The organism is Kitasatospora sp. NPDC058184, from assembly GCF_042883725.1.
Taxonomy (GTDB): Bacteria; Actinomycetota; Actinomycetes; order Streptomycetales; family Streptomycetaceae; genus Kitasatospora.
Window position 1 is genome coordinate 116,301 of the sequence record NZ_JBHVVE010000001.1, and the last position, 23,949, is coordinate 140,249.

The following is a 23,949-nucleotide window of genomic DNA, read 5'->3' on the forward strand; positions in this document are numbered from 1 at the left end:
CTCGTCCTGCTCCCCCCTGCTCGCCTACTCGGCCTTCTCGGCCTGCTCCCTTCGGCCCTGCCCTTGCGGGCCTGCTCCGTTCGGGTGCCGGGGCCGCTAGTCGTAGCCGGCCTCCAGGTACCAGGCACCCCCCTCCACGGTGAGCAGCAGCGCCCGGCCGCCCTCCACCACGACCTGGAACCGTGCCCGGCGCCGGGCCAGCGACTGGTCCCACCAGTACTCGACCGCCGGCCAGGGCCCGGTCCAGCCGTCCACCCGCTCCTCCCGGCCCCGGACCACGACCAGGGCCGGCCGGGCCGACACCCCCGCCCGGCCGTCCACCATGACCGGCCGCCCGGCCCCGTCCAGCACCCGCACCGGCGCCGGCTCCCGCAGCACCACCGCGGGCCACACCTCCGGCAGCCGCCCCGGCCACGGCGCGTCGACCGGCACCGCCGCCTCGTACGGCTCGCCCCACGGCACCTTCACCGCCTGCTCGCCCGGGCCGCGCCCGCCGGCCGGCTCGATCCGGCGCAGCCCGGCGTGGCCGAGCACCGCCTGCACCCGGGCGACCGCCCGCTCCACCCGGTCGTCCGCGACGGCCTGGCCCCACAGCGCGAGCTGGCGGCCCTGGTCCGGGGAGAGGCCGTCGGGGGCGAGCCGGAGCAGGGTGAAGCCGGCGTCCTCCCCGCCGTTGCCGTCGCCGTCGCCTGTGCCGGTGAAGGTGCCGGTGCCGGTGCCGGTGAAGGTGCCCGCGCCCTGCCAGGCCTGGAGCTGCCAGCGGACCCGCTCGGCCAGCGCCGTCGCGGACAGCCGGCCCTCGTGCCGCCACAGCCGGGAGGCCGTCCGGCCGTCCGCGCAGGCCACCTCGACGGCCACCCGGCGGCAGGTCAGCCCGGCCCCGGCCAGCCGCTGGTGCAGCTGCTCGGCCAGCGCGCGGGCGACGAACACCAGCGGTTCGGCCGACGGCTCCGGCGGGTCGAAGCGCTGCTCGACGGCGAGGTCCGGCTCCTCGTCGCGGGGCACCAGCGGACGCGGCTGCAAGCCGCGGGCCAGCCGGTGCGCGACCGTCCCGGACGGGCCGAAGCGGTCCGCGACCGACTCGGCCGGCAGCGCGGCGAAGGCCCCGACGGTGGGCAGGCCGAGCCGCCCGAGCAGTTCGGCCAGCGCCTCGTCGCCCAGCGCGCTCACCGGGTACGGGGCGAGGAACTCCGCCGTCCGTCCGGCCGGGACCAGCACCCCGGCCCGGGCGGCGAGCACGGCGGCGAACAGGCCGTCGGCGACACCGACCCGGGCCCGGGGGGCGGTGGTGGCCGGTGGAGGGGCGGTGGGCTGCCGCTCTTCGACGGCCGGCGCGCCCGGGACGGCGTCCGGGATGAGCGGCTGCCCGAGGGCGTCCGCCACCGCCCTGCCGACCTTGGCGGCCAGCGCCTCCTCGCCGCCGAAGTAGCGGCCCGGGCCCTTCACCGGGATCGCGCACAGGCCCGGGCGGATCACCTCCACCCGGGGCGTGAACGCCTCCACCGCCGCGACCACCGGCTCGAAGCGGCGGGTCTCCGCCTCCGGGTCGCGGTCGCGCAACTCCAGCTCCGGGCAGAGCCGTTGGGCCAGCTTGAGCCGCTGCCCCTGCCGCACCCCGGCCGCCCGGGCGCCCTCCGAGCAGGCGAGGATCCGCCCGCCCTCGGTCACCGCGACCGGGTCGTCGCCGGTGACGGCCGCCACCGGCCAGTCCGGGCACCAGACCACCAGCACCCGGGGGGTCCTGTCGTCCGCCGTCCCGGATGCCATCGCTGTCTCGGCCGTCACCTCAGACCACCGCCGCCACGCGGGGTGCCATCGGCTCCGCCGCCGGTATCACCGTGGGTTCCGCCACCGGCTGCGGCTGCTCCTGGAGCGGACGCACCGCGCCGTACTCGTCCGGCAGCCAGAGCCGGGCCGTCCGGCCGCGCACCGCCGAGCCGCGACCTTCGGCCACCACCTCCACCTGTCGGCCGACGAGCTGTCCGTGGCCGTCGCCCAGCCCGAACCAGCGCCCGGAGCGCACCCCCAGCCGCAGTGCCGCGCCCGGCCACGGTCCGGCGACCAGCAGCACGCAGCCGCTGCGCCGCAGCACCGCCGCCAGCCGGGCGGCCAGCTTCGGCGGCACCGGCCCGTCCGGGCGCAGCATGATCAGCTCGACCGCGCCGGCCAGCACCGAGACCACCTCGGCCCAGTGCGGCCCCGGGTCGTCCGCGACCAGCAGCCGGCGCAGGTCCAGCCCGTACCCCTCGGCGGCGGCCAGCCCCAGGTCCGGCAGTCCGACCGCCGCGGCCCAGCCGCCTCCGGTCTCCTTCACCCCGGCGGCGAGCGCCAGCAGCAGCCCGGTGTCCCCGCCCGCCACCGACACCGCCGTCCCCCGGCGCAGCCCGGCCTCGGGCAGCACCTCCCGCAGCGCGGACGGCACCGGCAGCAGCCCCCGCCCCTCCCTCTGCTCCCCGTCCTCCCCCTGTTGCCCCCGTTTTCCCGACACGGCAGCCGGGGACGCCACCGGGCGGAGCACGGGGCGTGCGGTCTGCTCGGCGGTGGATTCGAAAAAAGGTTCGAAAACGGGCACACCCCCAGGATCGAACATTCGTTCGCAAAGATTCAAGTCCGATCCGTCCACCCCACCCGTCACTCTCCGTCGCCCCACCTCGGCGGGGCTGCGCGGATCGCGGCGCGGGGCTGCGCGCCTCGGCGCGGCCGCCGGAGGCTCCGGCACCGGACGGGCGACACCGTTCGTCCGACCGGACTACCGACAAACCTTTTTTCCTTGACAAATTTTTTTGTCGGATGGATGCTGGAACGGTGCTGGAAGTCGCCGTGATCGAAGAACCCGCCGCGGCCGAGGCCTCGCTGGACCCCCTGCGGTCACGCCTCCTCGCCGCCCTGACCGAGCCCGCCTCGGCCGCCATGCTGGCCGCCCGGCTGGGCCTGCCCCGGCAGAAGGTCAACTACCACCTGAAGGAACTGGAGCGGCACGGCCTCGTCGAACTCGACGAGGAACGCCGCAAGGGCAACGTCACTGAACGGGTGTACCGCGCCACCGCGGCCTCCTACGTGATCTCCCCCAGCGTCCTGGCCGCCGTGAGCCCGGACCCCGCCCGCTCCCCCGACCAGCTCTCCGCCCGCTGGCTGCTGGCGCTCGGCTCCCGGCTGGTGCAGGAGGTCGGGGCCCTGCTGACCGGCGCCTCCCGGGCCCGCCGGCGGGTCGCCAGCTTCGGCATCGACGCGCAGGTGCGGTTCGCCTCCGCCGCCGACCGGGCCGCCTTCGCCGAGGAGCTGGCCCAGTCCGTCGCCACCCTCGTCAGCCGCTACCACGACGAGTCCGCCCCCGGGGGCCGCAGCCACCGGGTGATCGTCGGACTCCACCAGATCCCCGCCGCCCAGCCCGGCCCCGGGGCGGAACAGGACGAGACCGGGGCGGAGCAGGACGGGACCGGCACGGAACAGGCCGGGACCCGGGCGGACCAGGAGGACCGACGATGACCCACCCGTTCGAGATCGAGCTGGAGACCTCCCTGCCGGCGAGCCCGGAACAGGTCTGGGAGGCGATCGCCACCGGACCGGGGATCGACTCCTGGTTCATGGGCCGCAACGAGCTGGACCCGCGCGAGGGCGGCACCGCCGTCATGGAGACCGGGGGCCACCGCGCGGAGGCGGTCGTCACCGCCTACGAGCCCGGCAAGCGCCTGGCCACCCGTACAGCCACCGGCGAGGACGGCCGGTTCATGGCCTTCGAGTACCTGATCGAGGGCCGGGACGGCGGCGCCACCGTGCTCCGCGTCGTCCACAGCGGCCTGCTCGGCGACGACTGGCAGGACGAGTACGACGCGCTGCGCCGCGGCTGGCCCTTCCACCTCCACACGCTCCGCGAGTACCTCACCCACTTCCCCGGCCGCACCGCCGTCCCCGTCTTCGCCGCCGCACCGGCGGGTGGACGGACGGAACCGGAGGTCCGGGCCCTCCTCGCCCGCGCCCTGTCGCTGCCGCTCCCGGTCGCCGCGGGCACCCGGGTCCACGGCGAACCGGCGGGCCTGCCGCCGCTGGACGGCGAGGTGGTCTGGGCGGACGACGAGCGCTTCGAGGTCCGCACCGCCGACGGGCTCTACACCTTCCACCACGGCTCCGGCCTGGTGCTGATGTTCCACCACCTCTTCGGCCCGACGCCGGGCGGGGCCGGGGGTGAAGCCGGGACCGGGACTGGGGGCGAGGCCGAGGCCGCCTGGCAGCGGTGGCTGACCGGCGCCCTCACCTGACCTTTCGGACCTTCGGGCCATCGGACCTTCAGACCTTCAGATCTCCTTGAGACCTCCTTCAGACCCGACAGAAGCAGAACCGCACGAGAACCGAGGTACCACCCATGCGCACCCTGATCAGCACCGCCTTCATCTCGCTCGACGGCGTCGTCGAGGGCCCCGGCGGCGAACCCGGCTACCGCAACTCCGGCTGGACCTTCAAGGACATCGAGTTCCTCCCCGAGGCGTTCGAGATCAAGGGGCGGGAGCAGGAGGAGGCCACCGCGATGCTGCTCGGCCGGGCCAGCTACCAGGCGTTCAGCCCGGTGTGGCCGGACATGGCGGAGTTCGCCCACTACAAGACGCTGCCGAAGTACGTCGTCTCCACCACCCTCACCGAGGCCGACCTGGTGTCGAACTGGGGTGAGACCAGCATCCTGCGCTCGCTCGACGAGGTCGCCGCGCTGAAGGAGACCGAGGGCGGCCCGATCATCGTCCACGGCAGTGCCACCCTGAACCACGCCCTCTCGGACGCCGGCCTGATCGACCGCTACCACCTGCTCGTCTTCCCGCTGCTGCTCGGCGCCGGCAAGCGCCTGTTCAGCACGACGGACAAGGACGCCCAGAAGCTGAAGCTGGTCGAGTACGGGGCCTACGGGAACGGCATCCAGAAGCAGGTCCTCGACGTGGTCCGCTGACCGCTCTCCACTCCTCCTCTCCATCCTCCCCCGTGGGAGCGTTGACGGCCCCGGACCGTCAACGCTCTTCCGTGGTGCGCCAGATGAACACCTCACTGCTCGGCTGCCGCTCCGAGAAGAGCCCCGACGGCGAGGTCCGGGCGAGGAGGCGGCGGAGGTCCGCCTCGAAGGCCGGACGGCGCTCGGCGAAGAGGTGCGGGGCCGAGGAGGAGAGCGCGAAGACGCCCGCGACCGCGTCGTCGGCCGTGCGCTCCAGCGGCCGTCCGCCCGGGACGACGATCCGCTGCGGGCCGGCGAAGCCCGCCCGGGCGAGGACGGCGGCCTCGTCGCCCGGCGTGCCGTGCGGCAGCAGCCCCTGCCCGGCGCGGCGGACCGGGCCGAGGTAGCGCCGGACCAGCCCGTCGATCGCGGCGTACGGGACCGGCGGGTGCGGCAATCCCTCGGTGGGACGCGGTTCGCCCTTCAGGTCCGAGACGTGCGCCAGGGCGCCGCCGGGCCGCAGCACGCGCCGTACGGTCGCCGCCACCAGGTCGCGGTCCATCCAGTGGAAGGACTGGCCGAAGACCGCCAGTGTGAAGGTGCCGAGGCCCGGCGGCAGTTCCTCGGCCCTGGCCCGCACCCAGGTGGCCTTGGGCTCCTCGGCGCCCACGCGACGCGCCTCGGCGATCATCCCGGCGTCCGGGTCCACCCCGACGACCTCGTCGAACAGGTGGGCCAGCCCCAGCGCCAGCGTGCCCGGCCCGCACCCCACGTCGAGCAACCGCCCCCGCCCGTCGAGCCCCAGCGCCCCGGCCAGCGCCTCCGCCAGTCCGGGGGCGTACGGGAGCCTGCCCCGGGTGTAGTGGGCGGCCGTTCCGGCGAACAGCGTCTCGTCCCAGGACCAGGCGTCGCCGGTCATGGCTGCTCCTCACAAGTCTGTTTCGGGTGAACAGGATTGATCGTGGCACGGGTTGACGCCTGGTCGGGGCGGGTGGGACCGGAAGTCGATGGACAGGCATCATGCGATCAACAGACTGATCCCATGACCACTGCAGATGACAAGAACGACCTCCGGATCTACATCCAGGACGCCCGCGACGCCCTGCTCTGGAAGCTCGAAGGCCTCTCCGAGTACGACCTGCGCCGCCCGCTCACCCCCACCGGAACCAACCTGCTGGGCCTGGTCAAGCACGTCACCGGCGCCGAGGCGCTGTACTTCGGCGACACCTTCGGCCGCCCCTTCCCCGAGCCGGCCCCGGTGTGGATCACCGGCCAGACCGAGCCGAACGGCGACCTGTGGGCGCGGGCGGACGAGAGCACCGACGAGGTCGTTGGGCGCTACCGACGGGTCTGGGCGCACTCCGACGCCACCATCGAGGCCCTGCCGCTGGACGCCGTCGGCAAGGTGCCGTTCGGCGCCCGCCATGAGCAGACCCTGCACCGGGTACTCGTCCACATGATCGCCGAGACCCACCGCCACGTCGGCCACGCCGACCTGGTCCGCGAACTCGTCGACGGCGCCACCGGCCAGCGCTCCGACGGCGCCAACACCGCCCCCGGCGACACCGACTGGTGGCGGGCCCACCACGACCGCGTGGAGCGGGCGGCCCGGGAGGCCGGCGGCCTCGCCTGAACCGGAGAACACCGGGAGGGCGGCGGCCTCGCCTGAGCCGAAGAGCACCGGGAGGACGGAGGAGCGGCCGGGGATCTCAGCCTCCGTGCCGGGCGGGCGCGCCGACGTGCCGCACGACGGCCACCGCCCGGTCGGCGAGCGGCCCCGGGGCGATCGGGACGCACACGTACCCGAACCCGGCATAGGCCTCCCGGTGGATCCGCTCGAACCGCAACGACTCCTCGTACGAGATGCGCCGCGCCTCGGTCGGGGTGACGAAGCCCGGGCTCTCCACGAAGAACACCTCGCGTTCGTACACCTCCTCCGCCCGGATGCGATTCAACTCCCGGGCGAGGAAAGGGGTCACGGGATGACCGAGGTACACCGCCAGGGCGTACGTGCACACCGGCGAGCGGTCGAAGAACCGCACCTCCCCCGGCCCGCCGACGGCCCCCTCCTGCCGCTGCCGCTGCAGGGAGACCACCGCGTCCACGAACGACGGGTCCGTCCACGGCTCCGGCACGCCCTGGGCCTGCCGCAGCGCGATGACGTCCGTGGCGGCCTCCTCGACCACCGGGTAGCCCGCGCACTCCAACCACCGCAGGACCGCCGTCTTCCCGGCCCCCGGGGTGCCGGTCAGCAGATAGCGCTTCATCCCCGCACTCTACGGGGCCGGGGGTGGCGGGTGCGGGGCGCCGTAGGGTGTCGGACATCGGGGGCAGGGCACGGGCACACGGGAGCATGGGGCATGGGGGCATCCGGCGTGACGGACGAGGGGCAGGGTGTGAGGACGGCCGTCCGGTGCCCGGACTGCGGGGGCACCGCCGTCCGCAGCGTCGGCCAGTCCCTGCTGCACGGGCGGGAGTTGCGGTGGGACGCCGAGCGGTTCTGCCCCCAGTGCGTCGCCGTCTGCTGCGACTGGGGCCAGGAGGCCACGCGGGGCTCCCGCTCCGGCAGACCCGGGAACTCCTCGACGAGCTGCGGGACTTCGGCCTGAGCGGGACGACCGTCAAGATGGCGTACTGGCGGGTGCGGCTGGCCGAACGGGGAGTCGCGGCGGAGACGGCGGACGGCTTCGGACGGGCGTACCGGTACGTGGGACCGCCGGAACTGCGGCCGGGGGGACGACGGCGGGACGGGCACCGGACACGGCCAACCGGTACGGACAGCAGGCGAGTTCGCCGCCTGGGCGGAGGAGCGGGCGGAGCGGACGGCGGCGGAGCTCGCGGAGCCGTTCACCTTCGTGGTCGGCCTCGGCGGCACACTGCGGCTCGCTCCGCGCCGTAGCGAGCATGTGGCCTGCGCGGGTGGGGAGTTGGTGCTGAGCGCCGGGGAGATCGGGTTCCGGCGTTCGCGGGACGGCTGGGAGGTCGAGACGGTCGGCAACCATTCCACCGGCTACTGCCCCGACAGCACCTCCTGGCCCCGCCGTCGCCGCCGCCCTCACCCTCGTCGGACTCCCGCACCCCGGCGCCTTCACCCACGCCGCGGTCTTCCGCTGCTGCCCGCGGTGCGGCAACTGCAACCTCGTCCGCGAGGAGCACTACGCCTGCGCCTTCTGCGACGCGGACCTGCCCGAACACTGGAACGTCGACGAGGTCGCGCTGCCGTGACCCGGGCGGGCCACCGCACACCTCCCCCACCCACCGCACACCTCAGCACTGTCAGGCCGGACCGCTAGGGTCTGTGGGTCACGGGGCAGGCCGGGAAAGGGTGGGGGCACGTGAGGTGTGAGCGGGTGGCGGAGCTGCCGGGTGGGGTGGTGCACGCGGGGAGCCGGGAGTTCCTGGTGCGGGAGGGGCTGCCTGCGGCCGGGGCGTTCCTGGACTTCGAGGCGCTCCGGGGCGGGGAGCTGACGGCGCTCCCGGCGGAGGCGGAGCGGCTGTTCGTCCTCGGGGAGACGGAGTACTGCACGCCGTTCGCCGCCGGCGGCAGCCTGGTGCTGCTGGACGGGGTGACCGGTGAGGTGTTCCTGGACAACGGCGGCCCGCGCCGCGACCTGCTGGCCTCCGGCCTGATCGCGCTCGCGGGCCTGGTGCGCGAGGTCGACTCGGTGGCCGAGGCTGCCCTGCGCCCGGAGGCGCTGGACGGGCGGCGCGGGCCGGCCGTCCTGGCCGAGGTGCTGGCGGGGGCCGAACGGCGGATGCGGGAGATCGATCCCGGCCTGTTCGGCGACGGCTCCGCACCGCCCCCGCACTGGGGCACCGCGCTGCTGGTGCGGGCGCTGGGCTGGGGCGCCCTGCCGGGCGGTCCGGACGGGCCCGCGTACGCGATAGCCCCGGAGCTGGTGGCGGAGCTGGCCGCACTGACGGACGAGGACGGCGGCCCCGGCCGGGTGCACCGCTTCCGGCCCGCCGAGCTGCCCGCCGCCCTGGTCCACGAGCCGACCCGGCGGCTGCTGACCGAGGTCGGCCTGCCGCTGGGCGGGGCGATGTTCGGGGTGTGCGAGGAGCCGTTGGTCACCATGGGCGAGGCCTACCCCGAGTACTTCGACGGCGAGGAGGAACGCCCGTACCAGCGGGACTTCCTCGCCCTCGGGGACTGGCCGACCGACCTCACGATCGCCCTGGACGGCGCCACCGGCCGGCTGGAGCTGCCGGACTGGTACGACGACGGCCACCCCGAGGCCTACCTCAACCGCGACCTGTCCGCCCTGCTCTACGCCCTCTGGACGTACGAGCGGCTGCGCGCCGAATGGGACCGCTGGGACTACGGCCGGGCCCGGGAGACATGGTCGGTGTTCGATCCGCAGGCACTGCTGAGCGCGGTGGTGGACCGGCTGGTGGAGGCCGTCGACCCGGAGGCGTTCGCCTCGCCCGGCTGCTCCTGGCGGCTGCTCGCCGAGGACGGCCACATGGGCGGCCTGCTCGGCTGAGCACCCAGGAGCCGTTGCCGCCGGTGGGCGACAAGCCCGGTCGGCGGCCGATCGGCGCCGCCGTGGACGGCGGCAACGGCCAGGAACGGATGTGTCACCTCCACGCGTTGGACCGACATGGTGATGATGGCGGGTCTGCTCCTCATGGCAGTACTGGTGATCGTGCCCTTCACACTGGCCTCGATCCGGCATCTCGTGGTGCGATCGGGCAGCCCGCGATGGTTGTGCCGCCGCCTGACCACTCGGACGCGAAGGAGCGGACTCGGCCTTGGCGCCACCGCGACCGAGGAGTTGCACGCCTTCTTCAATGCCAACAAGCGCGTGCAGATCGAGCAGCGGCGGACTCAACTGGTCCTACGGGACGACGACCACGCCGGCGCCCCGCCTCGCCTGGGTGTCGACTTGGGCGCCGGCACCGCAGTCGTCCGACAGCAGCGGTAGTTCACCCTCCTTCTCCTTGCGCCCGACGCGTGCTGGGGCCTGCCGAACTCGCGGACGAGCCCTGGGAAGCGGCCTGGGGAGCTGCTCCTGGACGATGACGCGCTCGCCCTCGCCGTTGGGTTCCTCGAAGGCGGCGAAGTGGCGTTCCAGGAGGTCATCGGAGACGGTGATGCTGTTCACCGCAGGCCCAACACCGAACTCGTGCTCACCCGACGGGCCACCTGCCGGTCACCCGGTGGCCGATCCGCCGGGCCGGTACGCCCCGAACCCAGTCGCTCCCAAGGCCGTGAGCTCCCCACCACCCGACGGTCACGGCGGACCGCGCCACTCCCGCTTCACCGTCCCGGAGAGCACTTGGGGTCAGCGGGTGGCACATCGGGCCGGGCGTAGGCTGGGCCGATTCGATCACTCGCGAAGGCGTCGAAAGGACCGGTGGGGGATGCGCGGCGACACGGAGGAGCTCTACCGGGCGTTCGCGGAGCGGGAGGCACGCGGGAACTCGCCGATCTACCAGGAACTGGCCGAAGGCGTCGCCGGGGACGGGCAGTTGCGCGCACTGCTGGACGGGCTTCCGGCCGTGAAGCGGCAGCCGAACCTGCTGTTCGGCGCGGTCCGGCACCTGGGTGGGCCGGTGACGGAGGGCTGGCCGGCCTTCCGCGACTGGGCGGCGCAGCGGTGGGCCGAGGTCTCGGCGACGATGCTGGAGCGGCGGACGCAGACCAACGAGGCGGGGCGCTGCGCCACCCTGCTGCCGCTGCTGGCCGCGCTGCCGCAGCCGCTCGCCCTGATCGAGGTGGGCGCCTCGGCCGGGCTCTGCCTGTACCCGGACCGCTATCGGTACCGGTACCTGGCCGGGGACCGGGACAAGGACGGGCAGCGGGACGGGGACGGGCAGGGGGACGGGGACGGGGACGGACATGAGCGTGGGGCCGGTGCCCTGGTCGCCGAGTTCGGCGCCGCCGCGAGCCCGGTGACGCTGGACTGCGTGGTGAGCGGGCCGGTGTCGCTCCCAAACTCCCTGCGGGAACGGCTGCCCGAGGTGGTGTGGCGGGCCGGGATCGACCTCAATCCGTTGGACGTGCGGGCCGAGGAGGACATGCGCTGGCTGGAGTCGCTGGTCTGGCCCGAGCAGACCCACCGGCTGGAGCGGCTGCGCGGCGCCGTCCGGGTCGCCCGGGCCGAACCGCCGCTGCTGGTGCGCGGCGATCTCAACGCGACGGTACGGGAGTTGGTCGCACAGGCCCCGGCGGGGGCGACGCCGGTGGTGTTCCACAGTGCGGTGCTCGCGTACCTGCCACCGGAGGAACGGGAGGAGTTCGCGGCGACGATGCGTGAGCTGCCCGGGCACTGGATCTCCAACGAGGCCGTCTCGGTGCTGCCGGCCGTCGCCCGACGCCTCCCCCGCCCGGCGGCCGTCGCCGGGTTGTTCGCGCTCGCCCTGGACGAGCGGCCGGTGGCCTTCACCGGACCGCACGGGCAGTCCCTGGACTGGTTCGGCGAGGTCTGAGCGGCCGTACGACAACGTGCGGGCAGCGTGGAAGTCCCGGGCTTGAAGCTGCCGCAGCGGCAGCTTCTACCGTCGTGACCAGGGCCGGAGAACCGGCCCTGGTCCACGCGAACGTGGGATGTGGAAACGAGGGAGGCAACCATGGCCTGGCCCATCGCCGAGGTGGCCCGGATGTCCGGCGTGACGGCCAGGACCCTGCGGCACTACGACGAGATCGGGCTGCTGCCCCCGGCCTGGATCGGCTCCAACGGCCACCGCTACTACGAGGAGCGGCAGCTGCTCCAGCTGCAACAGATCCTGGTACTGCGGGCACTGGGCGTGGGGCTGACCGAGATCGCCCGGATCCTGAGCGATCAGGTGGACGAGCTGGAGGCCTTGCGGGGCCACCGCCGGCGGCTGGTCGCCGAGCGCGACCGGCTCGACGCCCTGGCCGCCACCGTTTCCCGCACGATCGCCGACCTGGAACGTTCCCAGAAGGACGGCACACCCATGACCATCAACCGCCCCGAGAACCTGTTCGAGGGCATCCAGCCCGACGACGTCGACGCGAGCCTGCGCGACTTCCCCGAGCACGCCGAGGCGGCCCGGCGCGCGACCGCCGCGATGACCCCGGCCGAGATCGAGGCCGGGCAGCGCGAGCGGACCGCCCGCATGATCCGCCTGGCGGAGCTGAAGGCGGCCGGCCACCCGGCCGACGCCGAGGCCGTGCAGAGCACGGTCGAGGAGGAGTACCGGCTGCTCCACGACTTCCGGTCCGTCTCGACCGAGGAGTACCTGGCGATCGCCCGATCCTGCACCGAGAACGAGCAGTGGAGCGCCGCGTACGAGGCCATCGCCCCGGGCCTGGCCGCTTACCAGCGTGCTGCCATGGAGGCGTACGCGGCGGCACGGCTGTCCTGATCCGGGCCTTGATCGGACGGCCTGGGTCGGCCCTGCCCGGCCCGGCCCTGTCTGGGAGCCTTACGGGGGGGTTCCCAGACGGGGCCGGGTACCGGGTTTTGTTTCCTCTCCTGGCCCTCCCCCGCGTCGTCACTCCGTCCGCAGCGCCGTGACCGTCCTGGTGCGGGCCGCCCAGGTGGCCGGGAGGACGGCTCCGAGCAGGGCCAGCACCAGGCCGCCGAGTATCAGCGGCCCCACCACCGACGGGGCGAACACGGCGAGGTCGGCGTCCGGCACCCCGATTCCGGCGGCCCGTGCCATCGCGGGCATCACCCGGTGGTGCACCAGGATGCCGATCGGGACCCCGATCACCCCGGCCGCCAGCCCGCTGCCGCAGACCGAGGTGAGCACCATGCCGACGGTCTGCCGGGGTGACATCCCGAGCGCCTTGAGCACCCCGAGGTCGTGCACCCGCTCCCGGGTGTCCAGCAGCACGGTGTTGAGCACCCCGAGTCCCGCCACCACGGAGAGCAGCAGCGTGAGCGTGCCCGCCAGGGTGTTCATCGCCAGCACCACGATGCTGAGGTGCTCCTCTCCGGGGTCGGCGCTCAGGCCCAGCGGCTTCACGGCCTGGTCCAGCCCGTCGGCGTAGGACTTCGCATCGGTGCCCGGGGTGAGGTCGATGTGGAAGGTGAGCGCCTCGGCGTGGATCGCGCCGCCGAGCGGCGCCAGCGTGGACCGGTCCGTGAACACCAGGTCGTTGGTGGTCAGGACCTCGCCGGTGATCTTCGCCGGGGTGCTGCGTCCGTGGTCGGTGAGGGTGACGGTGTCACCGACCTTCGCCTGGGTGGCCCGCAGGGTGGCGGCGGCCACCACGACCTCTCCGGGGCCGTGGAACCAGCGGCCGGAGACCAGTTGGAAGCCGCTCCAGGAGGTGTCGCCGCTGAACGCGACCACTTCGGAGCGCCCGGTGCTGCCGGCCAGGGCGACCGGGGTCGGGACGGTGCTGTACCAGGCCCGGGTGCCCGGGCGGGAGTCGACGGCCCTGGCCACGGCCGCCTCGTCCACGTGGTCGGCGGACGGCGCGGAGCCGTCGAACGGGGTCTGGACCACCACCTTGCCCGCGCGGTCGGCCGCCAGACCGTCCTGGATCGAGCCCAGCGAGAGCGTCAGACCGACGCAGAGCGTGACCCCGACCGTGCCGAGCACCACGGCGGCCCCGGTGGTCGCCGAGCGGCCCGGCCGGTTGAGCGGGGAGGCCAGCCCGAGGCTGAGCGCCCGTGGCACCGGCAGCCGGCCGATCAGCTCCTGCGCCCGGGACACCGGGCCCACCGCCCCCGCCCCGCCGACCGTGCCGCGGGCGGCTGCCCGCTTGGCGCCCGGCGCCGTCCGGCCGACCGCGAGCGCCTCCACCGTCCGCAGCCGCCCGGCCCGCAGCGCCGGTACCAGCGCGGTGCCCGCCACCGCCCCCAGGGCCGCCACCCCGACCACGACGTCCACCCAGACCGGGATGCCGAGCAGCCCGCCGCGCAGGGCCTTGTGAGCCAGCCCGAGGACCGGTACGGACAGCAGGTTGCCGAGGAGCACACCGAGCGCCGTGCCGACCCCGGCGGGTATCAGCGCCTGGCCGACGTAGGCGCGCGCCACCTGGGCCGGGGTGAAGCCCAGGGACTTGAGGATGCCGATCCGCCGGGTGGCGGCGCTGACGGCGCCGCTGACCACGACTCCGATGATCAGCACCGACATGGCCAGGCCGAGCACCCCGAAGGCCGTGACGAACGGGACGAAGGTCGAGGCCGTCCGGTTCGCCTCCTCCTGGGCGGGCCGGTAGGAGGTGGCCCTGGCGAGCGCCCCGCCCGGGACCGCGGCGGCCAGTGCGGCGCGGTCGGCCTCCACCTCGGCGTCGCCGCCGGCGTGGGCGAAGCGGTAGAGGTACTGGACGGAGGGCTCTGTGCCGGGCGCCGTCAGCCCGGCCACCTGCTCCGGGGCGACCCAGCCGTCCGCGCTCCAGGAGACCGAGGCCGCCAGGCCGACGACCTTGAGCGTCGGGTGCCCCGGCAGCTCCGGGAACTCCATGCTGTCGCCGACCGCCAGCGGGGAGTGCCCGTCCAGGAACACCACCTCGCCGGGGCTGGCGACCCAGCGGCCTTTGGTGATCCGCAGGCCGTCCAGCGGGCCGTCCTGGGCGCGGCCGACCAGCGTCATCGGCGGCAGCGGGCTCCCGGCCGGCGGGATCCGGGTATCGGGGCCGGAGCGCGGCTGGACGGCGACCGCCTGGTAGGGGCCGGCCGAGGCCGTCACGCCGGGCGCGTGGGTCGTCGCGGCGAGCTGGGCGGGGCTCGCCCTGGCCCGGTCGTACAGCACGTTGAGGTGGGCGCCGCGCTGGTCGGCGAAGGAGCGCTGGTACGGGCCCTGGGCGGCGACCAGCAGCCCGAGCGCGAGGATGCACGCCGTCACGGACACCATCGTGGTGAGCACCATCACCAGGGTCTGCACCCGCCGGCGGCCGACCCCGGCGCGCACCACCTTGCCGAGCGCGCTCATCGGCCACCGCCCGGTGCCGGCACGGCCGCCGTGTCCCGGACCAGCCGGCCGTCGAGCAGTTCGATCGTCCGGTCGGCGCAGGCCTCGGCGAGCGCGGTGTCATGGGTGACCAGCAGGATCGTCTGGCCCTCCGCGTTGAGCCCGCGCAGCAGGTCGCGGACGTCGGCGGCGGAGGCGGTGTCCAGCGCCCCGGTGGGCTCGTCGGCCAGCAGCAGCGGCGGACGGTTCATCAGCGCCCGGGCGACCGCGACCCGCTGGCGCTCCCCGCCGGAGAGCCGGCCGGGGAAGGCCTTGGCGTGCCGGGCCACCCCCAGCCGCTCCAGCAGCTCCCCGGCCCGGGCCCGCGCCTGCTCCCGCCGCATCCCGGCCAGCTGGGCCGGGAGCAGCACGTTGTCCTCCGCGGTCAGGTCGTCCAGCAGGTTGAAGAACTGGAACACCATGCCGATCCGCGCCCGCCGGTACTCGGCCAGCGCGGCCTCGCCGAGCCGGTGCACGGCGACGCCGTCCACCTCCACCTCGCCCTCGCTCGGGCGGTCGAGGCCGGCGATCAGGTTCAGCAGGGTGGACTTGCCGCTGCCCGAACGGCCAAGCACGGCCAGTGCCTCGCCGGCCCGGACCTCCAGGTCAAGCCCGGCCAGGGCGGGACGGGCGGCGTCGGATCGGTCGTACGTCTTGCTGACGCCGCGGATCCGGATGATCGGCGCGTTCACGGGCCCTCCACTGTTCGGCGTCCGGCCCCGGGAAGCCCGGGCCGGCTGACGGAACATCACGCTACGAATCGGCGGCGGGGTGCCGACAGCCGTCTGGACGGCCTCTGCGGGGTGTATCCAGATACACCCCGAACTGGGTGTTCAGGCCTAGAGCACCAGGGGCCCCGGCCGGGCAGACTGACCCAGCGAAAGATCGGAACCGGGGTCCGCGGGGCCCCGGAACGACAGCTTCGGAACCGCGGCTTCGGGCCGCGGCGCCGCGGCCTCCGGGCGGGGCCGCGCAAGGGAGAGGGGGCGCGTCATGGACGCGGGAGTGCTGAACGGACTGGCCCTGCGGGTCGGCCGGGCGTGTGCGGACGGGGTGCGCGCCTGGTACGCGGTGACGCTGGCCGTGACGGGGTTCCTCGCACTGCTGGCGGGGCCGGTCCTGCTGGCCACCGCGCTGTTCGGTCCGGACGAGCCCGGGGGCTTCACCCCGGGCGGGCCGCTGATCCTGGCGGTGCCGATGGCACCGGTCGCCCTGTGGGCGCTCTGCTGGGCCACCGGGGGCGGCGGCCGGGCGGTCGGCGCCGCGCTGTTCGCTCCGGGGACGATAGCGCTGATGGCGGCCCACCTCTACGGCGGTGCGGCGCCGGGCGGCCGGTCCGGTTCGGTCTGGCTGGCGCCCGCACTGCTGGTGCTCGGGCTGTTCGGCGCCCGCTGGATCGCGACGGAGAGCAGGCGCACCGTCGGGAAGTGGAGCGGGCGGCCGATACCGGTGCCGTACCGCCGGCCGGTCCGCGCCGGGGCCTGGCCGCGACTGCGGGCCGGCGGCTGGCTCACCGACCCGGCGACCTGGCGGGACTTCGCCTGGACGTTGCTCACCGGCGCCACCGTGCTGCTCACCGCCGCGATCGTCGTGCTGACCCCGGTCGCCCTGGAGGTCTTCGGCCGGAACGGACCGTTCTTCGCCCTGGGCGTCGTCTACTCGATGGGCCTGACCATCGCCCCGTTGGCCGTCCTGTGGGCCGCCCCGCCGGCCCTGCGGATCCACGAGAAGGCCGCCCGGGCCCTGCTCGGGCCCTCCCGCCGGGCCGAGCTGGCCCGCCAGGTCAGCCATCTCGCGCGGACCAGGGCGGACACCATCGACGCCGGCGCGGCCGAGCTGCGCCGGATCGAGCGGGACCTGCACGACGGGGCGCAGGCCCGGCTGGTCGCACTGGGCATGCTGCTGACCGTGGCCGAGCAGCTGAAGGACGACCCGGACGCCCTCGGGCCGCTGCTGGCCGAGGCCCGGCTGTCCTCGGTGAAGGCGCTGGGCGAGCTGCGGGACCTGGTCCGCGGGATCCACCCCCCGGTGCTCGCCGACCGCGGCCTGGCCGACGCGGTGCGGGCGACGGCGCTGGACCTGCCGCTGCCGGTCGGCTTCACCGGCGGCCTGCCCGGCCGGGCTCCCGCCCCGGTGGAGTCGGCCGCCTACTTCGCGGTGACGGAGCTGCTGGCCAACGTGGTGAAGCACGCCGGGGCCTCGCGGGTGTGGATCGAGATAGGGCACAGTGACGGGCTGCTGCGGATATCGGTCACCGACGACGGGCGCGGCGGCGCCGAGCCGTCCCGGGGAACCGGCCTCAGCGGAACCGAACGCCGACTGGCCGCCTTCGACGGGGTGCTCGCGATCAGCAGCCCGCCCGGTGGGCCGACCATCGTGAACCTGGAGATCCCGTGCGCGTTGTCATCGCCGAAGACCTCTTCCTCCTCCGGGACGGACTGACCCGGCTGCTGGAGGCCAACGGCATGAAGGTCACCGCGGCGGTGGAGGACGGCGAGCAGCTGCTCGCCGCGGTGGCCGCGGACCGGCCCGACATCGCCGTGGTGGACGTCCGGCTGCCGCCGAGCTTCACCGACGAGGGCCTGCGGGCGGCGCTGGCGGCCCGTCAGGCCCACCCGGGCCTGCCCGTCCTGGTGCTGTCGCAGTTCGTGGAGCAGCTGTACGCCCGCGAGCTGCTGGCCGGCAGCACCGGCGGGATCGGCTACCTGCTCAAGGACCGGGTGATGGACGGCACCCAGTTCATCGACGCCGTACGGCGGGTCGCCCAGGGCGGCACCGCGATGGATCCGGAGGTGATCACCCGGCTGCTCACCCACAACTCCTCGGCCGGCCCGGTCTCCACGCTCTCCCCGCGCGAGCGGCAGGTGCTCGGACTGATGGCGGAGGGCCGGTCCAATGCGGCGATCGCCCAGCAGCTGGTGATCACCGAGCGGGCCGTCGCCAAGCACACCGCGTCGATCTTCGTCCGGCTCGACCTCCAGCCCTCCGACGACGACAACCGCCGGGTCCTGGCCGTCCTGGCCTACCTCAACAACTCCTGAACGACTCCCGAACGACTCCCGAAAGGAGCCGCCACCGCCCACACTCCGGCGCCACCGTCCCACAACTTGATAGATCACCGACAAATGGCGAGTGGCCCTCCGCTGCAGGGGGCTCGCCTGCCGCAGAACGGGTCAATTAGGCTGGTGGGGTGCTCATCCTTGTTCGCCGCCGCCACGTGGACCTGCTCCGCGTGACGACCATGTCCTGTCGACGCTCCGGCTGAACCTCGCGCCACCCACCCTCAACGGCGACCCCTGCCCGGCCGCCACCACCTCCCGGCCCCGGAGCACCCGCCGCACCAGGCACAGCTCCGGCCGCCCCCGGTCGACCACCGGGACCAGCCGGGACGAGACCCAGCGGATGTCACACATGACGCAGCAGTACACGCCCATACCCGAGACCGGCACCGGCACCGGCTCCCCCTCGGCGGAAGCCCCCTCGGCAGACGCCCTCCCGGTGATCGACCTCTCGCTCGCCGACGGCAGCCCGGACGACCGCCGCCGCCTGCACGACGAGCTCCGCGCCGCGGCCACCGGCGTCGGGTTCTTCCAGCTGGTCGGCCACGGCGTCACCCCGGAGGAGACGGCCGCGCTCGCCCGAGCCATGCGTGCCTTCTTCGCCCTCCCCGAGGCCGACCGGCTCGCCGTGAGCAACCTCAACTCCCCCCACTACCGGGGCTACACCCGCACCGGCGACGAGCGCACCGGCGGCAGCCAGGACTGGCGCGACCAGCTGGACATCGGCGCCGAGCTGCCCCCGCACGTCCCCGGCAGCGGCGAGCCCCCGTACTGGTGGCTGGAGGGGCCCAACCAGTGGCCCGAGGCCCTCCCCGAGCTGCGCACCGCCGCGCTCGGCTGGATCGACCACCTCGGCGCGGTCGCCCGCCGCCTGCTGCACGAACTCCTCGCCGCGATCGGCGCCCGCCCCGACTTCTACGACGAGGCCTTCGCCGGCCACCCCCACCTGCGCCTCAAGCTGGTCCGCTACCCCGGCACCGCCCCGGACGGCGCCGGCCAGGGCGTCGGCGCCCACAAGGACTACGGCTTCATCACCCTGCTGCTGCAGGACACCGTCGGCGGCCTCCAGGTTGAGCGCGCGGACGGCACCTTCCTCGAGGTCCCGCCGCTCGACGGCGCCTTCGTCGTCAACCTCGGCGAGCTGCTGGAGGTGGCCACGGACGGTTACCTCAAGGCCACCAACCACCGCGTGGTGAGCCCGGTCGGCGCCCGCGAGCGCTTCTCGGTGCCGTTCTTCTACAACCCCCGCCTCGACGCCCACATCGAGCCGCTGGACTTCCCCCTCGCCCACCACGCCCCCGGCGCCACCGCCGACCCGGCCAACCCGCTCTTCGCCGACTTCGGCCTCAACGAGTGGAAGGGCTACACCAGGGCCCACCCCGAGGTCACCCGCCGCCACCACGCCGCCCTCGCCTGACCCCCGGTACCGCCGCAACCCCGACGCCCCACTCCCGACGCCCCTGCCCGAAGCCGGTCCCCGGCGGACGGCAGGGGCGTCGGCGTCAGCGCCCCCACGCGCCCGGGCTCCCGCACACCCCCGCCGCCCGCCTGCCGCCCGCCGCCCGCCGCCCGCATCGGTGGACCGGCCCGCCCACCACTGTCACACTGCTGCTGTCACAGCAGGAGTGTGCCAGCGCGGGAGGCGGCGGATGGGGGAGCACGGCGGGGTGGGGGGCGGAGTGCGGCTGACGGTGGACGAGCTGGCGGCGCGGGCCGGGGTGACGGTGCGGACGGTGCGGTTCTACGGGACGAAGGGGCTGCTGCCGCCGCCGGAGCTGGGGCCGCGGCGGGTGGGTCTGTACGGGGCGGCGCACCTGGACCGGCTGGAGCTGATCGAGGAGTTGCAGCGGCAGGGCCTGACGCTGGCCGCGATCGAGCGGTACCTGGCGCGGTTGCCGGAGGACAGTACGCCGCTGGATCTGGCGATCCACCGTGCGCTGGTGGCGTCGTGGACGCCGGAGACCCCGGAGGAGGTCACCCGGGCGCAGCTGGAGCGGCGGGCCGGGCGGGGTCTGACGGAGGGGCAGGTCGAGCGGCTCGCCGCGATGGGGGCGCTGGAGCGGACGCGGGATCCGGAGGTGTTCCGGGTGGATCCCGGGCTGCTGCCGCTGGGCGTGCGGATCCTGGACGTGCCGATCCCATTGGAGACGCTGCTGGCCGCCCGGGCGGTGGTGCTGGAGCACAGCCGGGCGACGGCACGGGAGTTGCAGCGGCTGTTCCGCGAGACGGTGTGGAAGCCGTACCGGGAGAGCGAGCCCGCGCCCGCCGAGCTGGCCCGGATGCGGGCGCTGACGGACCACATCCAGCCGATGGTGGCGCAGGCGCTGGTCACGGCCTTCCAACGCTCGCTCCGGGAGGAACTGGGCGAGGAGCTGAGCCGGGAGTCGGACCTGGAGCCGGGCCTGGAACCCGGGTGAGGCCGTACGGGCCACGGCCTCACCCAAGTCCGAGCAGGTCAGCAGGTCGGCAGATCGGTAGGCCGGTAGGCCGACCGGTCAGTCCGTGAAGGTCCGCCCCTCGGCCGCGACCCGCTCCAGCAGCGCCGGCGGCGCGAACCGCTCGCCGTACGCGGCGGCGAGTTCGCGGGCGCGGGCCGCGAAGCCGGCCGGGCCGCCCTCGTACCCGTTGATGTACTGGAACACGCCGCCCGTCCAGGCCGGGAAGCCGATGCCGAGGATCGAGCCCACGTTGGCGTCGGCGACCGAGGTCAGCACGCCCTCCTCCAGGCAGCGCACCGAGTCCAGCGCCTCGCTGAACAGCATCCGCTCCTTGAGGTCCTCGAACGAAACGTCACCCGGAGCACCAGCGGGAGCGCCACCCGAGGCATCCGCGGCAGCACCGGCCGGAGCACCGGAGAAGTGCTCCAACAGCCCCGGCCAGAGCCGCCCGCGCCTGCCGTCCTCGCCGTACTCGTAGAAGCCCGCCCCGCCGCTGCGCCCCGGGCGGCCGAACTCGTCGACCATCCGGTCGACCACCGCGTCCGCCGGGTGCGGCGTCCAGCTGCCGCCGACGGCCTCCACCGAGCGCCGGTACTCGTCGCGGATCTTGCGCGGCAGGGTGAGGGTCAGCTCGTCCATCAGGGAGAGCACCTTGGCGGGGTAGCCGGCCTGGGCGGCGGCCTGTTCGATGCTGGACGGGTGGATGCCCTCGCCGACCATGGCGACGCCCTCGTTGAGGAACTGGCCGATCACCCGCGAGGTGAAGAAGCCACGGGAGTCGTTGACCACGATCGGGGTGCGGTCGATCTGCCGGACCAGGTCGAAGGCGCGGGCCAGCGCCTCGTCGCCGGTGCGCGGCCCACGGATGATCTCGACCAGGCGCATCTTGTCGACCGGCGAGAAGAAGTGCAGCCCGATGAAGTCGCCCTGGCGCTCGACGCCTTCGGCGAGCAGGCCGATCGGCAGGGTGGACGTGTTGGAGCAGAGCAGCGTGTCGGGGCCGACCACGCCCTCGATCTCCTGGAACACCTTGTGCTTGAGCTCGGTGTTCTCGAAGACCGCCTCGATCACCACGTCGCAGCCGGCCAGGTCGGCGGCCTCGGCGGTGGGGGTGATCCGGGCCAGCAGCTCGTCGCGGTCGGCCTCGGTGGAGCGCCCGCGCGCGACGGCCTTGTTCAACAGCCCCTCGGAGTAGGCCTTTCCGCGCTCGGCGGCCTCGATGCCGACGTCCTTGAGCACGACCTCGATGCCGGCCTTGGCGCAGGCGTAGGCGATGCCCGCGCCCATCATCCCGGCGCCGAGCACCGCGACCTTGCGGACCGGCCGCTTCTCGACGCCCTTCGGGCGTCCGGCACCGGAGTTGACCGCCTGCATGTCGAAGAACAGCGCCTGGATCATGTTCTTGCTGGTCTGCCCGCAGGCCAGCTCGGTGAAGTAGCGGGCCTCGATCGTCATCGCGGTGTCGACGTCCACCTGGGCGCTCTCCACCGCGGCGGCCAGGACGTTGCGCGGGGCCGGGTAGGGCGCGCCGTTGAGCTGCTTGCGCAGGTTGGCCGGGAAGGCGGGCAGGTTGGCGGCGAAGGCCGGGGTGGCCGGGGTGCCGCCGGGGATCTTGTACCCCTTGACGTCCCAGGGCTGGACGGCGGTCGGGTTGGCCTCGATCCAGGCCTTCGCGCGGGCGGTCAACTCCTCCGGGGTGTCCACCAGTTCGTGCACCAGTCCGTGCTCCAGCGCCTGCGCCGGGCGGTACTGGCGGCCCTGGAGGAGGAACTTCAGCAGGGCGTCGGTGATGCCGAACAGCCGGACCGTACGGACCACTCCGCCGCCGCCCGGCAGCAGGCCGAGGGTGACCTCGGGCAGGCCGATCCGGCTGGCCGGGGTGTCGAGCGCGATCCGGTGGTGGCAGGCGAGGGCGAGCTCCAGGCCGCCGCCGAGCGCGCTGCCGTTGACGGCGGCGACGACCGGCTTGCCGAGGGTCTCCAGGGTGCGCAGCGCGCGCTTGATCCGCATCGACTTCTCGAAGACGGCCTCGGCGTCCTCGGGTCGGGCGGCGGAGAGCATCCGCAGGTCTCCCCCGGCGAAGAAGGTCTTCTTGCCGGAGGCGATCACCACGCCGCGCAGCGCGTCCGCGGCGGCCAGGGCGGCGAGCCGCCCGACGACGGTCTCGAAGTCGGCGGTGAAGGCCTCGTTCATGGTGTTGACGGACTGGGTGGGGTCGTCGAGGACGAGGGTGACCACGCCGTCCTGGTCCTGCTCCCAGCGGATGGTGGTGGTGTCGCTCATCAAGTTCTCCAGGTCTACCGGTCTGCAGAGGGAGGTACCACGCGCGGCGTGTCCCACGAAGGGAGGCGGCGGGCGACGCGTGGGCTCAGATGCGCTCGACGATGGTGGCGATGCCCATGCCGCCGCCCACGCAGAGGGTGATCAGGCCGTACCGCAGGTCGCGCCGCTCCAGTTCGTCGACCACGGTGCCGAGCAGCATCGCGCCGGTGGCGCCGAGCGGGTGGCCGAGCGCGATCGCGCCGCCGTTGACGTTCACCTGGTCGTGGCGGAAGCCGAGTTCGCGGATGAAGCGGAGGGCGACCGCGGCGAAGGCCTCGTTGATCTCGACCAGGTCGATGTCGGCGGCGGTGAGCCCGGCCTTGGCGAGCGCCTTGCGGGTGGCCGGGGCGGGGCCGGTGAGCATGATGGTCGGCTCGGAGCCGGAGACGGCGGCGGAGACGATCCGGGCGCGCGGGCGCAGCCCGTACCGCTCGCCGACCTCGCGGTTGCCGATGGCCACCAGTGCGGCGCCGTCCACGATGCCGGAGGAGTTGCCCGCGTGGTGGACGTGGTCGATGGCCTCGACCCAGTGGTACTTCTGGAGGGCGACGGCGTCGAAGCCGCCGGCCTCGCCGATGCCGGCGAAGGACGGCTTGAGGCCGGCCAGGGTCTCGACGGTGGTGCCGGGGCGGATGAACTCGTCGCGCTCCAGCACGACCAGGCCGTTGCGGTCGCGCACCGGGACGACCGAGCGGTCGAACAGGCCGTCCGCCTGGGCCTTGGCGGCGCGGGCCTGGGACTCGGCGGCGAAGGCGTCCACGTCGGTGCGGGAGAAGCCCTCGATGGTGGCGATGAGGTCGGCGCCGATGCCCTGCGGGGCGAAATTGGTCTCGTACGCGGTCATCGGGTCGGCGAACCAGGCGCCGCCGTCGGAGGCCATCTTCACCCGGGACATCGACTCCACGCCGCCGGCCAGGACCAGGTCCTCCCAGCCGGAACGGACCTTGGCGGCGGCCAGGTTGACGGCTTCCAGGCCGGAGGCGCAGAAGCGGTTCTCCTGGACGCCGGCGACGGTGTCGGGCAGGCCGGCCGCGATGGCCGCGATCCGGGCGATGTCGGAGCCCTGGTCGCCGACCGGGCTGACCACGCCGAGCACGATGTCGTCGATCGCGGCCGGGTCCAACCCGGGGTAGCGGCCGCGCAGTTCGTGGATCAGGCCGACGACCAGGTCGATCGGCTTGGTGCCGTGCAGCGAGCCGGTGGCCTTGCCCCGGCCGCGCGGGGTGCGGATCGCGTCGTAGACGTACGCTTCGGTGGTCACGGTGGGAACGCCTTTCAGCGGGTTTTCGGGGCGGGGGGCTTGTTCGGGGCGGGGGCTCTGGGGGCTCGGAAGGACGGAGGC

The 23,949-nt window shown here is 74.3% G+C and carries 22 protein-coding genes; 13 read left to right on the forward strand and 9 right to left on the reverse strand.

Annotated features, from left to right (window positions below; translation table 11 throughout):
• Window positions 1-96: 96 nt before the first annotated feature.
• Window positions 97-1,785, reverse strand: a complete 1,689-nt coding sequence (locus ACFVXH_RS00460; RefSeq protein WP_387819300.1) for a DNA polymerase Y family protein — start codon at window positions 1,783-1,785, stop codon at window positions 97-99.
• Between the two features lies 1 nt (window position 1,786).
• Window positions 1,787-2,422 (reverse strand): hypothetical protein, encoded by a 636-nt coding sequence (locus ACFVXH_RS00465; protein WP_387819302.1) that lies wholly within the window; start codon window positions 2,420-2,422, stop codon window positions 1,787-1,789.
• Window positions 2,423-2,805: 383 nt separating this feature from the next.
• Here ACFVXH_RS00465 and ACFVXH_RS00470 point away from each other — a divergent pair, with 383 nt between their 5' ends.
• From ACFVXH_RS00470 to ACFVXH_RS00480, 3 genes are all read left to right on the forward strand, one after another.
• Window positions 2,806-3,486: an ArsR/SmtB family transcription factor gene (locus ACFVXH_RS00470; protein ID WP_387819304.1), complete on the forward strand. Its 681-nt coding sequence runs from the start codon at window positions 2,806-2,808 to the stop codon at window positions 3,484-3,486.
• Window positions 3,483-4,256 carry an SRPBCC domain-containing protein gene (locus ACFVXH_RS00475; RefSeq protein ID WP_387819306.1) on the forward strand — a complete coding sequence of 258 codons (774 nt, stop codon included), beginning with the start codon at window positions 3,483-3,485 and terminating at the stop codon, window positions 4,254-4,256. The genes ACFVXH_RS00470 and ACFVXH_RS00475 overlap by 4 nt, the downstream gene beginning before the upstream one ends.
• 104 nt (window positions 4,257-4,360) lie before the next feature.
• Window positions 4,361-4,933, forward strand: coding sequence for a dihydrofolate reductase family protein (locus ACFVXH_RS00480; RefSeq protein WP_387819308.1), 573 nt, complete (start codon window positions 4,361-4,363; stop codon window positions 4,931-4,933).
• A 58-nt stretch (window positions 4,934-4,991) separates the two neighbouring features.
• Here ACFVXH_RS00480 and ACFVXH_RS00485 read toward each other — a convergent pair whose 3' ends face one another.
• Complete coding sequence (locus ACFVXH_RS00485) at window positions 4,992-5,831, reverse strand: class I SAM-dependent methyltransferase (RefSeq protein ID WP_387819310.1); 840 nt, start codon at window positions 5,829-5,831, stop codon at window positions 4,992-4,994.
• 123 nt (window positions 5,832-5,954) lie between these two features.
• Here ACFVXH_RS00485 and ACFVXH_RS00490 point away from each other — a divergent pair, with 123 nt between their 5' ends.
• Window positions 5,955-6,545, forward strand: coding sequence for a DinB family protein (locus ACFVXH_RS00490; RefSeq protein WP_380738457.1), 591 nt, complete (start codon window positions 5,955-5,957; stop codon window positions 6,543-6,545).
• Between the two features lie 76 nt (window positions 6,546-6,621).
• Here the strand turns inward: ACFVXH_RS00490 and ACFVXH_RS00495 are convergent, their stop codons facing one another.
• Window positions 6,622-7,179, reverse strand: coding sequence for an ATP-binding protein (locus ACFVXH_RS00495; RefSeq protein ID WP_387819312.1), 558 nt, complete (start codon window positions 7,177-7,179; stop codon window positions 6,622-6,624).
• A 93-nt stretch (window positions 7,180-7,272) separates the two neighbouring features.
• Here ACFVXH_RS00495 and ACFVXH_RS00500 point away from each other — a divergent pair, with 93 nt between their 5' ends.
• From ACFVXH_RS00500 to ACFVXH_RS00510, 3 genes are all read left to right on the forward strand, one after another.
• Entirely contained in the window at window positions 7,273-7,521 is a 249-nt protein-coding gene (locus ACFVXH_RS00500; protein WP_387819314.1) for a hypothetical protein, read from the forward strand.
• Between the two features lie 741 nt (window positions 7,522-8,262).
• Window positions 8,263-9,399: an SUKH-4 family immunity protein gene (locus ACFVXH_RS00505; RefSeq protein WP_387819316.1), complete on the forward strand. Its 1,137-nt coding sequence runs from the start codon at window positions 8,263-8,265 to the stop codon at window positions 9,397-9,399.
• A 144-nt stretch (window positions 9,400-9,543) separates the two neighbouring features.
• Complete coding sequence (locus tag ACFVXH_RS00510; RefSeq protein ID WP_387819865.1) at window positions 9,544-9,840, forward strand: DUF6191 domain-containing protein; 297 nt, start codon at window positions 9,544-9,546, stop codon at window positions 9,838-9,840.
• Here the strand turns inward: ACFVXH_RS00510 and ACFVXH_RS00515 are convergent.
• Window positions 9,754-10,020 carry a hypothetical protein gene (locus ACFVXH_RS00515; protein ID WP_387819898.1) on the reverse strand — a complete coding sequence of 89 codons (267 nt, stop codon included), beginning with the start codon at window positions 10,018-10,020 and terminating at the stop codon, window positions 9,754-9,756. The genes ACFVXH_RS00510 and ACFVXH_RS00515 overlap by 87 nt on opposite strands.
• Before the next feature lie 259 nt (window positions 10,021-10,279).
• Between ACFVXH_RS00515 and ACFVXH_RS00520 the strand changes: the two genes are divergently transcribed.
• Both ACFVXH_RS00520 and ACFVXH_RS00525 read left to right on the forward strand, forming a co-directional pair.
• Complete coding sequence (locus tag ACFVXH_RS00520; protein ID WP_387819318.1) at window positions 10,280-11,347, forward strand: DUF2332 domain-containing protein; 1,068 nt, start codon at window positions 10,280-10,282, stop codon at window positions 11,345-11,347.
• Between the two features lie 141 nt (window positions 11,348-11,488).
• The gene (locus tag ACFVXH_RS00525) at window positions 11,489-12,247 is read left to right on the forward strand and encodes a MerR family transcriptional regulator (protein ID WP_375875231.1); all 759 of its coding nucleotides are present in this window, start codon (window positions 11,489-11,491) and stop codon (window positions 12,245-12,247) included.
• A gap of 129 nt (window positions 12,248-12,376) precedes the next feature.
• Here ACFVXH_RS00525 and ACFVXH_RS00530 read toward each other — a convergent pair whose 3' ends face one another.
• Window positions 12,377-14,770, reverse strand: coding sequence for an FtsX-like permease family protein (locus ACFVXH_RS00530; RefSeq protein ID WP_387819320.1), 2,394 nt, complete (start codon window positions 14,768-14,770; stop codon window positions 12,377-12,379).
• The gene (locus ACFVXH_RS00535; RefSeq protein ID WP_234348522.1) at window positions 14,767-15,480 is read right to left on the reverse strand and encodes an ABC transporter ATP-binding protein; all 714 of its coding nucleotides are present in this window, start codon (window positions 15,478-15,480) and stop codon (window positions 14,767-14,769) included. The genes ACFVXH_RS00530 and ACFVXH_RS00535 overlap by 4 nt, the downstream gene beginning before the upstream one ends.
• A 301-nt stretch (window positions 15,481-15,781) precedes the next feature.
• On the opposite strand from ACFVXH_RS00535, the gene ACFVXH_RS00540 reads away from it, so the two are divergent.
• From ACFVXH_RS00540 to ACFVXH_RS00555, 4 genes are all read left to right on the forward strand, one after another.
• Complete coding sequence (locus ACFVXH_RS00540) at window positions 15,782-17,230, forward strand: histidine kinase (RefSeq protein WP_241852852.1); 1,449 nt, start codon at window positions 15,782-15,784, stop codon at window positions 17,228-17,230.
• Complete coding sequence (locus ACFVXH_RS00545) at window positions 17,182-17,829, forward strand: response regulator transcription factor (protein WP_049655241.1); 648 nt, start codon at window positions 17,182-17,184, stop codon at window positions 17,827-17,829. The genes ACFVXH_RS00540 and ACFVXH_RS00545 overlap by 49 nt, the downstream gene beginning before the upstream one ends.
• Window positions 17,830-18,199: 370 nt before the next feature.
• Window positions 18,200-19,264 carry an isopenicillin N synthase family dioxygenase gene (locus ACFVXH_RS00550; RefSeq protein ID WP_387819323.1) on the forward strand — a complete coding sequence of 355 codons (1,065 nt, stop codon included), beginning with the start codon at window positions 18,200-18,202 and terminating at the stop codon, window positions 19,262-19,264.
• A gap of 232 nt (window positions 19,265-19,496) precedes the next feature.
• Entirely contained in the window at window positions 19,497-20,264 is a 768-nt protein-coding gene (locus ACFVXH_RS00555) for a MerR family transcriptional regulator (protein ID WP_387819325.1), read from the forward strand.
• Window positions 20,265-20,342: 78 nt separating this feature from the next.
• Here the strand turns inward: ACFVXH_RS00555 and ACFVXH_RS00560 are convergent, their stop codons facing one another.
• Window positions 20,343-22,568 (reverse strand): 3-hydroxyacyl-CoA dehydrogenase NAD-binding domain-containing protein, encoded by a 2,226-nt coding sequence (locus ACFVXH_RS00560; protein WP_074002250.1) that lies wholly within the window; start codon window positions 22,566-22,568, stop codon window positions 20,343-20,345.
• Between the two features lie 85 nt (window positions 22,569-22,653).
• The gene (locus ACFVXH_RS00565) at window positions 22,654-23,868 is read right to left on the reverse strand and encodes an acetyl-CoA C-acetyltransferase (protein ID WP_387819327.1); all 1,215 of its coding nucleotides are present in this window, start codon (window positions 23,866-23,868) and stop codon (window positions 22,654-22,656) included.
• Window positions 23,869-23,949 lie beyond the last annotated feature (81 nt).

Coding starts and splice junctions, on each gene's coding strand:
- ACFVXH_RS00475 (WP_387819306.1), top strand. CDS start 3,483: ATGACCCACCCGTTCGAGATCGAGCTGGAGACCTCCCTGCCGGCGAGC.
- ACFVXH_RS00480 (WP_387819308.1), top strand. CDS start 4,361: ATGCGCACCCTGATCAGCACCGCCTTCATCTCGCTCGACGGCGTCGTC.
- ACFVXH_RS00485 (WP_387819310.1), bottom strand. CDS start 5,831: ATGACCGGCGACGCCTGGTCCTGGGACGAGACGCTGTTCGCCGGAACG.
- ACFVXH_RS00490 (WP_380738457.1), top strand. CDS start 5,955: ATGACCACTGCAGATGACAAGAACGACCTCCGGATCTACATCCAGGAC.
- ACFVXH_RS00495 (WP_387819312.1), bottom strand. CDS start 7,179: ATGAAGCGCTATCTGCTGACCGGCACCCCGGGGGCCGGGAAGACGGCG.
- ACFVXH_RS00500 (WP_387819314.1), top strand. CDS start 7,273: ATGGGGGCATCCGGCGTGACGGACGAGGGGCAGGGTGTGAGGACGGCC.
- ACFVXH_RS00510 (WP_387819865.1), top strand. CDS start 9,544: ATGGCAGTACTGGTGATCGTGCCCTTCACACTGGCCTCGATCCGGCAT.
- ACFVXH_RS00520 (WP_387819318.1), top strand. CDS start 10,280: ATGCGCGGCGACACGGAGGAGCTCTACCGGGCGTTCGCGGAGCGGGAG.
- ACFVXH_RS00525 (WP_375875231.1), top strand. CDS start 11,489: ATGGCCTGGCCCATCGCCGAGGTGGCCCGGATGTCCGGCGTGACGGCC.
- ACFVXH_RS00530 (WP_387819320.1), bottom strand. CDS start 14,770: ATGAGCGCGCTCGGCAAGGTGGTGCGCGCCGGGGTCGGCCGCCGGCGG.
- ACFVXH_RS00540 (WP_241852852.1), top strand. CDS start 15,782: ATGGACGCGGGAGTGCTGAACGGACTGGCCCTGCGGGTCGGCCGGGCG.
- ACFVXH_RS00550 (WP_387819323.1), top strand. CDS start 18,200: ATGACGCAGCAGTACACGCCCATACCCGAGACCGGCACCGGCACCGGC.
- ACFVXH_RS00555 (WP_387819325.1), top strand. CDS start 19,497: ATGGGGGAGCACGGCGGGGTGGGGGGCGGAGTGCGGCTGACGGTGGAC.
- ACFVXH_RS00560 (WP_074002250.1), bottom strand. CDS start 22,568: ATGAGCGACACCACCACCATCCGCTGGGAGCAGGACCAGGACGGCGTG.